A 13996-nucleotide genomic window follows, 5' to 3' on the forward strand; every position below is an offset into this window, starting at 1 on the left:
CAGTCGTGAACGTATCTGTTCATAACACTGTTAAAAAGTATCCGTTCACGACTGTGGTTTTTCTACTAATTTCGTGAACGCAAACCAAAGAGTTGCTAAATATGATCGAAGAAAAACCACAGTCGTGAACGGATACCTATTTTACTACGCTATAGTAGTCAATGGATATGATAAAGGTTTTTTTATTACATAGGCCTACCACACTACTGAATAGGCTCTTTTTCTATTGCGTTTTTTCTTCTAGTTGGGCAGCTATGAGCTCTAATTCTTTTAAGATCTGTTCGGCAGAGCTTACAACATCTGTAATTACTTCTTTACCGCTGTTTTTAGCTTCGTTTGTTAGGTCATTTTTATGACCTATAAGTTTTAAGATAAAGGCATGCAACTTTTTTTTGGATGATTTTAATCTGTACATTACCTCATCCCTGGCTATTGATCCCTTTGTAGGTGCGGAAAGGATGCCTACAAAAGCACCCAAACAGAAACCTAAGCAAAGGATTATTAAATTTTCAATTCTTTTTATCATGACTTGGTCGGTTAAGTAGTTGGCTTATCTATTGATTCCTTTTAAAATACCTTCTAATACACCATTTACAAAAGCTCCGCTTTTAGCAGTGCCATACCATTTGGCTATTTCGATATATTCATTGATAGATACTTTACAAGGTATCTCTTTACACTCAAGCAATTCTGCTAGAGCCAATTTAAGTATCAATTTATCTGTTAATAAGATACGTTCACTATCCCATTTTTCACTTTTTTGGCCAATCATCGCCTCATAGACACTATTGTTTTGTATGACGATTGTACAAAGACGATTGTAAAAAGTTGCTTCTGTAGTCCAATTGCGCTCTAAGTTTTGCCAGAACAGGGTAAATCCGGCAAAATCTTTTGTAGAGAGCATCTGGAAGATTGGCGTTAAAATTTTTTTTACGATACGCTTATGTTCGTCCCAGTAGAGATCTCTCATAGCTAGGAAATCATTAATGGGAGACTTTTTTAATATAATATCTCGTACAATGCAGTCCAAAAAATTTACACTATTATTGGCATCTGATGCATACGTTTGGGGTATTTCTGCAGACTGAATGAATGCGCTATACCAATTTAGTACTTTGTCTTGATCTTTGGCCCAACTGATCTCATTTTTATCAATAGCTTTGATCCACTTGTTATGGTTATACAATTCCTCTAGTAAGGGATCTTGCGACAATTGCTTTTTAAGAGTGCCTGGTTTGCACGAGTCGTGTTCTGCTTTTGCCAATTTGTACCATGCTACCAAAAGTAGTAAGGTATATAGCAGATCTATGTAAATAGATTCCTTGGCCTGGTTAAATCCATTCTGTAAAAAAGTTTGATCTTGGCGCAATGTAGCCACATAGTGGCCAAGATGTTTACGTACAGATTGCTCAATTTTTTTATTTTCCTGATAAGCAATAAGCTCTGCAGGCAGTTGTTTGGCTATAGCTTCGTAGCAAAGTGCAACGGCTAAGCTTTGTGCATTGGCTAGGTGTTGCTTTTCTTCAGGTTCATTGAAAAACTTATCAAAGATAAAATCTTTTTTTACTTGTTCTATAACTTCTTGTTTATGAGCTTGTTCTGTAATAGTATAAGCATAAAGATTTTGTAGTGCTTTTATCCGAACAAAACGGCGAGGAATAACGAAATTTTCCATTATAATGCAGCTGTTTTATCTAGCCAATTGTCCATTTTTTATACTTTGAATGCGTGCTATAGCCATTTCTTGTGCTACTTCTTGTGCTGGGCGAGCTGTTTTTTCAGCTTGATTGAAAAGATCTAGACAGATGGTATAAAGTTGCTCTACACGTTGTTTGACCAATCCTTTAGATTTGGGGTCTAATTCTGTAACAGCGTTGATTAATCCACCTGCATTGGCTAAAAAGTCAGGTGTATATAAAATGCCTTTTTCAAGTAGGCGTTTGCTGTCTTTTTCTTGATCGGCTAGTTGGTTATTGGCTGCACCAGCAACAATGGCACAATTCAACATAGGAATGGTTGTGCTGTTTAAGGTGGCGCCTAAAGCACATGGTGCATATATATCTAGTGGCCAGCTGTATAACCGTTCACTGGGCACTACCTCTACTTTACAGATCTTTGTTATAGCTTCGAGTCGGCTGGGGCAGATATCAGCTACAGAAACTATTGCTCCCTCTTGGCATAGCAGCTGCGTTAAACAGTAGCCTACTTTACCGATACCGGCTATACCAATTTTTTTGCCCACTAAGCTATCTGTTCCAAAGTTTTTTTTTACAGCAGCTTTCATGCAGACGTATACCCCATAAGCGGTATGCTCCGAAGGATCTCCACTACCACCTAATGCTGTAGGCAAGCCTATCACATGGCGTGTTGACTTAGCAATATGCACCATGTCATCTATAGTTGTATGGTAGTCTGGTGCCGTAATGTAATGGCCACCTAACCGCTCTATAAAGTTTCCATACTTGCGTAGTAATCCTTCATTAAGCGTTATCCCTTTTCTTTTAATAATAACTGCTTTACCACCTCCAAAGTCTAATCCGGCTATGGATGCTTTGTAGGTCATACCACGAGAAAGCCTTAATGCATCTTTAAGCGCATCTTTTTCATCTTGGTATTCAAAAAAACGTACCCCTCCCACAGCAGGGCCTAGTGTTGTATCGTGCATGGCCACAATCGCTTGTAGGCCGGTTGCTGCATCCTGAAAATAGACCACTTGCTCATGTCCTTTCTGGGAAAAATGGGTGGAGTCATTTGCGTAGTTGCTAAAGATATAATTAGAAAAAGTTTGTTCTTTTATTTTCATAGGGGGTACTAAGGATTACGTAGGTTAAATGGATGGTGCAATATACAAAAAAAGAGCCTTAAATAGGCATTTTGAGGGAGCGCATAAATATTTGGTCTATTTTGGGTAGGAGCGGGGTGGAGTAGGGGGGATTCGAACCCCCGGTACCCTGTTAGGGGTACACCCACTTTCCAGGCGGGCACCTTAAGCCACTCGGCCACCACTCCAATCATCTTACAAAGCTACAGCTTTTTTTAATGGATTAAAATAAAATTAGTGAGTTTATGGGGTGTCGTTGCTTTTATCTTGTGTTAGGTAGTCTAACAGTAGCATAAGTGCTTTATAGCGATGTGAAACTTTGTTTTTGGTATCCTTCTCCATCATAGCATAACTTATATGCCATCCATCTGGTTCAAATATAGCTTCCCAGCTAGTTTCGTGCGGCGTAGCTTTGCTAGGGCTAATAATTTTGCCATGCATGGTACCAGTAAATAGTTTGACAGGTTGGTTAGGGCCTTTTGTATAGGCGAAGGTAGAAGTAGCTATAGCAGTTTTATCTTCATAATCTGATAAAATACGTATTAATCCCTCTAAGCCTATTTGTTGTATAAAGGTTTTAATGTAAGGGCCAGGGAGGCCATTTAAACTATTAAAAGCCAATGAAGTATCTTCAACTAAAATACTATCTTCTATAATTGCAGCAGCGGTTATGCATTTATTAATGGCAACTTCATCTAAAGATGCTTGTAATTCTGGTAATTCTAAGGCATGATGAACCAACTTAAAAATAGTATGATTGCCTAAAATGGGGTGCACATCTTTTAGTTTTAATGGATTGCTGGTGACAAAGTTGATGGTTTGCATAAGTGATCACGAAATGGTTATGCACTATATTTAAGTTTTTTAAATATAACGATAAAAGCAATAATATAAACCATATTACCCATATTGCATCTACTTAAGTGGCCTATTTTAGAATATCTTATCTATATCTAATTCTATAGTAGTTATTGGTTTTTTGCTTGCTACCTCACTTGAGCTACCGTTAGCTGGATGGTCAGATCGGTTCAAGGTGTGTTGTGACTTACCTTGAATAATATTTTTTACCCTTTCAGATAAGATTTGATTAGTTATCAAAGGACCTTTTCTATAAATTAAATCAGGATCATTATATAATCTTATAATGAATTTTTCCCATATAGGGCGGGCAGTTACACTACCTGCTCCTAGGTTAAAATCTCTAAAATGAATGCAGCGATCTTCTCCACCTACCCAAACGCCTGTACAAAGATTTTGGGTTAATCCAATATACCAACCATCTGAGTGGTTAGAGGTAGTGCCGGATTTTCCTGCTATATCATTATCTGCTCTTAGCTCCATAGATACCCCTTGTAAAGCACCTTCATCTAATGTGCCTTGTAGCATATAAGTCATTAGGTCAGCCGTATCTTCATGAATGGCTTCGTAGCGTTGTGGTATAAAGGTTTGTAATACATTACCATGTTTGTCTTCAATATGGGTAATAAAAAAGGGCTCTGTCCACACCCCTTTGTTTAAAAAAGTACTGTATGCTCCTACTATTTCATAAATAGAAGCATCACTAGAGCCTAGACAAATCGCAGGTACTGGGTCTAAAGGACCTTTTAGGCCCATTCTTTTAGCATAATCTACAACTAATTGAGGGGTAAGTTGTTTAATTAGATAAGAGGTTATAGAGTTGTAAGATTTGGCCATAGCATAACGCAAGGTATATTTTTTACCCGAGTAAGTTTTCCAGGCATTTTGTGGTGTCCAAGTATCTCCATTGGGCTGTACAAAGGTAACGGGCTCATCTGCGACTAGATCTGTGGGCAAGTAACCATTATCCAATGCTACCGTGTAGACAATAGGTTTAAAAGTTGAACCTGTTTGTCTTTTACTCTGTTTAACATGATCGTATTGAAAATATTTATAATCAATACCACCTACCCAGGCTTTGATATGGCCTGTATGGGGATTCATAGCCATACATCCGGCTTGTAGTATCCTACGATGGTGTTTAAATGCTTCTAAAGGGGTAACGGTTTGATGAATAGGTCCTTTCCACGAAAATAATTCTGTTGGTACAGCCGTATGCAATGCTTGATTGATCGCATCCTTATCTGAACCATATTTTTTAAGTAATTCTTGGTAGAGTGGTGTCTTTTTTATCTCTTTTTCAATATAGTCTTCTATTTCTTTGCCATTTTCGTGAATCCATGGGTTTTGATCTTTCCAATGGTCATCAAATGTATCTTGTAGCAATGCCATTTGTTCTTTTAAAGCAGCTTCTGCATGGGCTTGTACGCGGCTATCAATGGTAGTATAGATGCGTAGTCCATCTGAAAAAATATCATACCCATTTTCTTGGCTCCATTTTAAGAGAAAATCACGGACTATTGCTCTAAAATAAGGTGCTATACCTTTTTCGTAATTTTCTTCTTGATACTGTAATTCAGTAGGTATTTCGCAAATAAGGTCGTATTCAGATTGTGTTAGAAAACCATATTTGACCATTTGAGATAAGACTACATTTCTGATATAGTGGGCTTTTTGAGGGTTTTTTATGGGGCTGTAGCGACTAGGAGCACGTAATAGCCCTACCAATAGTGCGGCTTCTTCTACACGCAATTCAGCTGGTGTTTTGTTAAAAAAGGTACGTGCAGCTACTTTAATACCATATGTATTACTTCCAAAGGTAACGGTGTTTAAGTACATAGCTATAATTTCTTGCTTGGTATAGGCGCGTTCGAGTTGAACAGCTAAAATCCATTCCTTGGTTTTAAGGATCAGCGTACTTAGCAGGGGAATATCCGAACATTTTCCTCTATAGCTTAACTCTTTTCTAACATTAAAAAGATTTTTGGCTAATTGCTGAGTAAGGGTACTGCCACCACCTTTATGTTGTCGTAATAGAATGGAAAGAAAAAAGGCACGTGATAATCCCCGTAAATCTATGCCGGCATGTTGTTCAAAACGATAGTCCTCCGAGGCAATAAGGGCATGAATCATATTGGAAGAAATCTCTTCATAGGTTACAGGACTGCGGTTGTTTCTAAAATATTTCCCCAGCAAAACGCCATCAGCCGCATAGAGTTCAGAAGCTAATTCACTTTGAGGGTTTTCTAACAAGGCTGCTGATGGCATGCCACCATATAGATTATAAAAATCGACTTGAACAGAAAAAAGATAAATAGGAATACTGATAATGGCTCCTGCAAAAAATTTCCAAAGTATACGTATTATTTTTTCCATATTATGTTATAATCTACCCTTATCTCCCTTGTCTGAGTCAACAACAAAATATTGGTTACTATTCAAGCAATTGTGTCGATTTAAAGGTTATGTTTTATTGATTTTCAAATATAATATTATTTATTCTGTCCATTATTACGCAGTAATTTTTATACTACTTTTTTCTTGATAAAAAAGTGGACAAAAAATCAAGCCCTGTATAAAAAACTGCTGTAAGCTGAGCTTTCTGATCACAGCTTTTTACAGGGGGCGCATTGTATCTAGTAATCAATTAAATATATATATTAAGTTGACGCCATTGCATGAACAGATACCAATATTCATAAATTTAGCTTTATTTTTACTTTAAAAATAAACTAGTTCATGCGTTTAAGTTGATTAGGCTAAGCCTTAGATTATTTTTGTTATATTTCGATTGATTTTATCATAACTTAAATTGTGATGTACAAACCAAGATTAGTCGGGCTTGTATTTATTTTTCTACTCCTTGAAAGTTCATTTTTGTGGGCTTCTGGTATGGGTAACTATCGATTAAGTCTTCTGGGAGAATTAGAAAAAAAGATTTGGAGGGGTTGGGTCCTTGCTAAAGGAGAAGGCTTGCCTTTGCGTTGGATCTATCCTTTTAAAGCAATGGAAAAACGGCCACTCACTGCTGTTGCTAGCACCTTGGCTAGGCCTGAACAGGTTGTTGTAGCCACAGGTGAAGAAATATTGTTATCACAAGATGGGGGGCAGACTTTTAGATGGGTAGCTGACAGGTATGCGATTGCTCATTTATCTTATTTTACCGCAGGCGCTATTTCAGAAGAAAATCCAAATGAATGGATAGTTGGCACTTCTTGTAATGGTTTTTATATAACACGAGATGCAGGAAAAAGCTGGCGCGCTATATCTGCAGCCGCTATTTGTTTGAGTGGTCAGTATTATGAAACGATTAATGATATAGCCTACCATCTTTCCGATCCTGACAAAGTTTATTTTGCCTATGGGCCTCATGGAAAAATAGCCTTACTAAACATCAAAACAGGCTTTATTGAACCTATATTATCTCTTCCAGAGCCAGATGGGATTGTCTCCCTATCGACTATAAAAGTCAATTCAGATGTCTGGTTGATCGGTCAAACGCCATCAGCTATTTGGATCTTTTGTAATAATAAGTGGCTAAAAAATCGAACGCTTTATACTGGTTTTTCTCCTTATTTTTCTGAACCTAGACGAAAAAAGATCCAAGATAAAAGAGGTATTTACTTAACAGCTTGGACAGCTCATAATCTACAAAGCTTACGCAACCATTTTGTGTTTATTAAGAATCATGGTATGAATGCTGTTGTTATTGATTTCAAAGATGACTTTGGGTCTATCATGTATAATTCTCAGGTTGCCATGGCACGTGAGGCTAAGGCGATTTGTCCTATTGTCAATATAGAAGCCCTTCGCACCTTGGCAGATGAATTCGACATCCATCTTATAGCCCGTCTTGTGGTTTTTAAGGATGAAAAGCTTTATCGGTATGCTAGTAATCGCTACGCATTATGGGATAAAAAAAGAGATGCGCCATGGGCACATTTTATAAAAGATGGTACAGGTAAGCTGGTACAGCGAGAATATTGGGTCGATATTTTCTCGACTCAAGTTTGGGATTACAACCTACAAATCGCCCAAGAATTGCAACGTCTAGGCATTGATGAAATTCAGTTTGATTATATTCGATTACCTTCAGATGGCCCGTTAGCTACCATTGCTTACCGTCACAACATTTATGAAATGAAGGCTATAGATGCCTTAGAGTCTTTCTTAAAAAGGGCGCGTGCAGTATTGAGTTTACCTATATCTGTCAATGTATTTGGCTATAACGGTTGGTTTTTAACCAATGCACTTGGACAAAATATCCAGCGCTTAGCACTATATGTAGATGCCATCTCTCCCATGACTTATCCTTCTCATTACCACACAAAATTTTTGGGAACTATGCCATACCTAAAAAGAGCCAACCTACTCTATAAAATAGGATCAGATCGTGCTGCTTTCTATACAAAGGAGCAAACTTGTATTCGTCAGTATGTTCAAGCCTTTCTTTTGGGGCCGGAAAGGAAATTTTCAAAAGAGACATATTCCAATTATATCAAAGAGCAAATAGCAGGTGTTTATAGCTCAAAAGGTTCAGGTTTTTTACTCTGGAATGCTTCCAATAATTATTATATGGTAAAGCAAGATTTGGCTCCTTCGCACTTATGGTATTGATCTCAATCTAAAATGAAGTAGACTTTGGGTCTACTGCTTACAAATGAATCGATCTATGCGTTGGGTTTTTGTTGTTATGACATGGGTACCATTGAGTGGATGGGCTGTTGATGTGTCACAATCGATTGTTGTGCCAAAAGTAGTGCCATTTGCCAACATGCGGTTAAAGTTTACACGCGGTGCCTATAAACGGGTACAAGAAAAAGTAAATCAGTTGACCCGGTCTAAAAAGTCGTTTAATGAAATCTTAGAAAGAACCCATCTTTTTTTTCCATTTATAGAAAAAATCTTGGCTGATGAAAATGTACCAGATGATTTTAAATTCCAAGCCGTACATGAAAGTACCCTCATAGGGCATGCAGTAAGCCATACAGAAGATGTAGGCTTTTGGCAAATTCAAAAGGCAACTGGTTTGGGTTTACAATTAACCATCAATCATGTTGTAGATGAAAGAATGCATTTAATTCAGTCTACAAAAGCGGCCGCTCGTTTTTTAAAAATCAATCATCAATATTTTGATAGCTGGTTAGGTGCACTATTGGCCTATAATAGGGGTAGGGCAGGTGCAGTAAAGATTTTTCCTAAAAAACATTATGGTGCCAAAGTAGTACGATTAGATGATAAAACCGATCATTACATTATCTCTGTTATAGCCACTAAAATAGCATTTGAGAAAATGGCTGGAAAAAAAAAACATCCTAAATGGCAACTATTTGTTTATAAGCAGGGCCATCATGGTCAGACATTAGCAGATATTGCTGCGCATTTCAAGATAGAAGAAAAGTTATTATACGAACACAATCGGTGGCTTAGAACAACCCTGGTACCGCCTAATACAAAGTGTGCTTTATTGGTGCCATTTCTTCACAGCCGTTCCAATATCCATCCTGTTTTAAAGTTGTCTAACCCATTAAAAAATCCATTGCCTCAACAAAAAAAAAACGTTACAAAGTTAACACCTGGTCAAAAGATTACCGGGTCTTCTCATACAGATTATGCAAAATACTTCAAGTCTGCTAAAGTATTTCCTAATATTACTACTTTAAAAGATCCTGGTTCTACCAGACTGATTAAAGCTAATGGCCTAGTGGCTATTATAGCCCAAAAAGGAGATACTGTTTCTTTTTTAGCTAAACTAGGTAACCTGCAAATAGATAATTTTCTTCTTATAAATGATATGAAAAAAACAGACCAACTTATTCCAGGAGTTATATACTATTATAGTCCAAAAGCCAGAAAAGGGGGAAGACATTATCACGTTGTAGCACCAGGAGAAGATATATGGCGTATTGCCCAGCGATATGGTATGAAGCAATCTGCTCTTTTAGAAAAAAACCGAATGAAACAGGTAGAAAAATTGGAAAAGGGGCGTATACTATGGTTGCGCTTTATTAGGCCTCGTAAGATTCCAGTTGAATATTATGAAGTAGACGCTATACCTAGATGAAAAATAGTTAGATCAACCATTATGAACAATTCGAATCAGACAAAAAGTCTTAAAGAACTGGTGAATAGATTTTTTGAATCCTCTCCTTTTCAGAAACAATTAACAACTGCTATGGTGCGTCTTGCATGGGATAGCGCTATGCCCAAGGTGGTTTGTGATAGGACAGAAAAGCTTTATGTACATCATAATAAAGTCTTCTTAAAAATAACCTCTTCTCCTTTGCGGCATGAATTACAACTTAATAAAGATAAAATTCTTGCTATGCTCCATGAAGCTATGACCAATAGGCTTTTAGAGGATGTTGTTTTTTTATGATAAAAAAGTATATCTGGTCAGCTTATTGGTCAATAAAGTATTTTTGACATTTTACCTATCTAGTTAAGAGCAACATTGATATATGGCCAATCTTTTTTCGATTTATAGAAGTTGTTTCTTAAAAAAAGCAATCCAATGGATATTTGGGGCCATCCTTGCTATTTCGATTACCTCTTATATACTATTGGCTCTGCCTAATATTGCCCCACCCAATCGTTTATTAATCATTCCAAGGGGGTGTAGGCTTTACCAGCTCAAAGAAAAACTAAAAAATGAAGGCTATATAAAAAATACTACCACTTTTTTATGGGCAGCTTACTTATTAAGCTATCATCCTGAAAATAAGCCTGGCCACTATCGGCTGATGGGTAATATGAATAACTGGCAAGTGATTAGGATGCTTCGTAGTGGGATGCAGCATCCTGTTAAGCTTACTTTTTCTAGTGCGGCCAATAAAGCTTCTTTAATAGATCAATTAGTTAGTTATACAGGGCTAACCAGGGAAGCACTATGGGTTTTACTCAATGATGTTGACAAGTTATCTGCCTATGGATTTACCCCAGAGAATGTATTAACTATGTTTATTCCAGATACGTATGAAGTATATTGGACGATTAGTGCAGAACAATTACTATCGAAAATGCACCGAGCTTATCAACGTTTTTGGCATGCCACACGACTCAATAAGGCGAAAAAAATAGCATTAAGTCCAGTGGCTGTTTCTATTTTGGCTTCTATTGTGCAAGGAGAAACAAACGATCCGCAAGAAGCGGCTATGATTGCAGGCGTTTATCTCAATAGATTAAAACGCAATATGCCCCTTCAATCGTGCGCAACACTTATCTATGTGCTAAGAGAGGATCAATCTTGTGTTAGAAGGGTATGGCAGCAGGATACCTATATCGATTCTCCCTATAATTCTTACCATAAAAGAGGGCTACCACCCGGACCTATTGGTTTACCTAGCGTAGCCATGATTGATGCGGTACTTAATTATATATCCCATGATTATCTTTTTTTTTCCGCCAAAGAGGATTTTTCAGGATTACATTACTTTGCACGTAATTATACAGAACATCTAAAAAATGCCGATAAATATCGGAAAGCACTGAATCGCTTAAAAATTATGCGTTGAAGCAAAGCAATCTACTTATATTTGTACTATTTTGTAATACCATAAACCATTTTTTCAAGTAGCCACCCATGACTGTACCTTCTTTACCTCCAGCTTATAACTTCTTAGAAAGAGAAAAACATTGGCAGCACTTTTGGCAAACAGAAGCACTCTATAGCTGGGATCCTACCGTTCCTCGTGCCAATACTTTTGTAGTAGATACGCCCCCACCTACGATTTCTGGACAGTTGCATATAGGCCATGCTTGTAGTTATACACAGGCTGATTTTATTGTCCGATTTCAGCGAATGTTGGGTAAAAATATTTTTTACCCGATGGGCTTTGATGATAATGGTTTGCCTACAGAACGATTGGTAGAAAAACAAAAAGGGGTTCGTGCGGCTCATATGGATCGGTCGGCTTTTATAGCATTATGTAAAGAAGTAGTGACAGATGAAGAGGAAAAGTTTAGGCATCTCTTTAAAGCGATGGCCCTTTCGGTTGACTGGAGCTTGGAATATCAAACGATTAGCCCATTATCGCGTAAGTTGTCCCAGCTGTCTTTTTTAGCCCTTTTAGAAAAAGGAGAGGTATATCGTAGTGCGCAACCTATGCTCTGGGATCCAGTAGATGGCACTGCCTTAGCACAAGCTGATATTGAAGATAAAGAGCGCATGGCCTATATGAATGAAATCTTATTTGCCCACGAAGCGACGCAAAGCCCTCTACCCATTGCTACCACTCGCCCCGAATTGTTACCCGCTTGTGTAGCCTTGTTCTACCACCCCGATGACTTGCGTTACCAATATTTGGCTGGTACCTATGCAATTACTCCTATATTTAACAAGCGGATACCTATTTTACCCGATGCACTTGTACAACCTAATAAAGGAACGGGTTTGGTGATGTGTGCTACCTTTGGTGACCAAACAGATATTTTATGGTGGAAAAAGCACCAACTCCCTACTTGTATCATTCTAAATAAACAAGGACGTATTAGCTATCCTGGTCCATTGGAAGGGCTCAAGGTAACAGAGGCACGGGAAAAAATGACTCAAATCTTAAAAGATCAATCCTTTTTGGTCAAGCAAACCACCATACATCAATCGGTAAAATGTGCTGAACGCTCTGGAGCACCTTTAGAAATGCTCACTACGCCCCAGTGGTTTGTACGAACAATAGCGCATAAATCAGCGCTATTAAATAAGGTTAAACAACTAAAATGGCATCCTGCTTCGATGCAGCATAGACTCGAAGAATGGATTAATGGCCTAGCTTGGGATTGGTGTATTAGCCGTCAGCGGTATTTTGGTGTGCCTTTTCCAGTTTGGTATTCTAAACGATCTGGGGAAGAAGGTAAAATTTTGCTTCCTACTATAGACCAATTACCCGTAAACCCATTGGAAGATCTACCCATAGGCTATACAAGGGCAGAGGTAGAACCGGATTATGATGTCATGGATACTTGGGCTACTAGTAGTATTTCTCCACAGCTTGCTTCACATGCTATTGATAAAGATTTTAGTGTGGACTATAATAGGCACTTACAGTTGTTTCCAATGGATTTACGCCCACAAGCCCATGAAATTATACGTACTTGGGCCTTTTATACTTTACTTAAAGCTCATTTGCATGAAGATACCCTTCCCTGGAAAAATATAATGATCCATGGATGGTGTCTGGCACCAGATAAACAGAAAATGTCTAAATCTAAAGGCAATGTATTGGTTCCTGAAAAGCTTGTACAAGCATATGGAGCGGATGTCATCCGCTATTGGGCTGCTAATGCCCGTTTGGGTGCAGATACTTGCTATTGTGATAATGTGATGAAAAATGGAAAACGACTGGTTACCAAGTTATGGAATGCGGGTAAGTTTATTTTGAGCCATTTTGCTACAATAGCAGGCATCAGCCAGCCGCTTTCCTTGCATGCATTAAAACTTACCCATACCCTGGATAGATGGCTCTTGCAATCTTTGGCAGAGCTGACTGAAAAAGTCGAACTACATTTACGATCCTATGGGTATGCAGAGGCATTGGAGTTGATAGAAAGATTCTTTTGGTCTGTTTTTTGTGATGATTATCTTGAAATTAGTAAAACCAGGGTCTACAATCAAATGGGGCAGGATGATCAAGGTCAACGTAGTGCTATTATCACGCTTTACCATACTTTTTATGGTTTATTGCAACTTTTTGCACCTATTTTACCTCATATTACAGAAGAGCTAGCTCAGGGACTTTATCCTGATAAAGGTTCTATTCATCAAAGAGGCAGTTGGCCTAAATGGAGATTAACTACTACCTTGAGTCAAGCACAAGTTGAACAAGTAGGGGTTCTTAGAACAATCATTGGATTGGTCCGTAAGGCTAAAGCAGACGGTAAGCTTTCGATTAAAGCGCCGATTCGGTTGCTTGCGATTAAGGGTAGCGTTTTTGATACAGATTTAACTCAAGACCTGCAAGCGGTTACAGCTGCTGCCAAGGTAGTATTTAGGGAAAGATCTTTTGATGATATGGATATGGAGGTAGTAGGGAAGGGGTGTGCTATAGGGATTGTATGGGGGTGAAGAATTGTTAAAGTTACTTTTTGATCAAGCAAAAAGTAACTTTAAAATCAATTCATTTCAGCTGTAAGGGACACTTTCTGATCGCAACTATTTTACAAGAAGCGATTTTTCTACAATCGCCATATATTGTGTCCGTTCACGCAATGGCGTTAACTTAAGATATATATTTAATTGATTATTATATATAATAATATATAAAAAAACGCCCCTTGTAAAATAGTTGCGATCAGAAAGTGTCCCTTATAGCTGACATAGAA

General features: G+C 37.9%; 10 protein-coding genes and 1 tRNA gene. 5 read left to right on the forward strand and 6 right to left on the reverse strand.

The window, feature by feature from the left end:
• Positions 1-223: 223 nt before the first annotated feature.
• The 6 genes from MUW73_RS00055 to MUW73_RS00080 all read right to left on the reverse strand — a co-directional run bounded on the left by MUW73_RS00055 (position 224) and on the right by MUW73_RS00080 (position 6055).
• Complete coding sequence (locus MUW73_RS00055; RefSeq protein ID WP_243575120.1) at positions 224-526, reverse strand: YtxH domain-containing protein; 303 nt, start codon at positions 524-526, stop codon at positions 224-226.
• 24 nt (positions 527-550) lie between these two features.
• On the reverse strand, positions 551-1675 hold the full coding sequence (gene nusB, locus MUW73_RS00060; RefSeq protein ID WP_243575121.1) for a transcription antitermination factor NusB: 1125 nt from the start codon (positions 1673-1675) through the stop codon (positions 551-553).
• 15 nt (positions 1676-1690) lie between these two features.
• A complete protein-coding gene (locus MUW73_RS00065) occupies positions 1691-2803 on the reverse strand; it encodes a Glu/Leu/Phe/Val family dehydrogenase (protein WP_243018036.1) in 1113 nt (370 codons plus the stop codon).
• A gap of 117 nt (positions 2804-2920) precedes the next feature.
• Positions 2921-3009: transfer RNA gene (locus MUW73_RS00070), tRNA-Ser, on the reverse strand.
• A 55-nt stretch (positions 3010-3064) separates the two neighbouring features.
• Positions 3065-3646: a non-canonical purine NTP pyrophosphatase gene (locus MUW73_RS00075; protein ID WP_243018035.1), complete on the reverse strand. Its 582-nt coding sequence runs from the start codon at positions 3644-3646 to the stop codon at positions 3065-3067.
• A 108-nt stretch (positions 3647-3754) separates the two neighbouring features.
• Positions 3755-6055 (reverse strand): transglycosylase domain-containing protein, encoded by a 2301-nt coding sequence (locus MUW73_RS00080; protein ID WP_243575122.1) that lies wholly within the window; start codon positions 6053-6055, stop codon positions 3755-3757.
• Between the two features lie 516 nt (positions 6056-6571).
• On the opposite strand from MUW73_RS00080, the gene MUW73_RS00085 reads away from it, so the two are divergent.
• The 5 genes from MUW73_RS00085 to MUW73_RS00105 all read left to right on the forward strand — a co-directional run bounded on the left by MUW73_RS00085 (position 6572) and on the right by MUW73_RS00105 (position 13739).
• On the forward strand, positions 6572-8296 hold the full coding sequence (locus MUW73_RS00085; protein ID WP_243575123.1) for a putative glycoside hydrolase: 1725 nt from the start codon (positions 6572-6574) through the stop codon (positions 8294-8296).
• 55 nt (positions 8297-8351) lie between these two features.
• A complete protein-coding gene (locus MUW73_RS00090) occupies positions 8352-9743 on the forward strand; it encodes a LysM peptidoglycan-binding domain-containing protein (protein ID WP_243018032.1) in 1392 nt (463 codons plus the stop codon).
• Between the two features lie 21 nt (positions 9744-9764).
• Positions 9765-10058, forward strand: coding sequence for a DUF721 domain-containing protein (locus MUW73_RS00095; protein ID WP_243018031.1), 294 nt, complete (start codon positions 9765-9767; stop codon positions 10056-10058).
• 82 nt (positions 10059-10140) lie between these two features.
• On the forward strand, positions 10141-11193 hold the full coding sequence (mltG, locus tag MUW73_RS00100) for an endolytic transglycosylase MltG (RefSeq protein WP_243575124.1): 1053 nt from the start codon (positions 10141-10143) through the stop codon (positions 11191-11193).
• A 68-nt stretch (positions 11194-11261) separates the two neighbouring features.
• Complete coding sequence (locus MUW73_RS00105; RefSeq protein WP_243018029.1) at positions 11262-13739, forward strand: valine--tRNA ligase; 2478 nt, start codon at positions 11262-11264, stop codon at positions 13737-13739.
• Positions 13740-13996: the final 257 nt, after the last annotated feature.

It is taken from the genome of Candidatus Cardinium sp. cByotN1 (assembly GCF_022810525.1).
GTDB lineage: Bacteria > Bacteroidota > Bacteroidia > Cytophagales > Amoebophilaceae > Cardinium.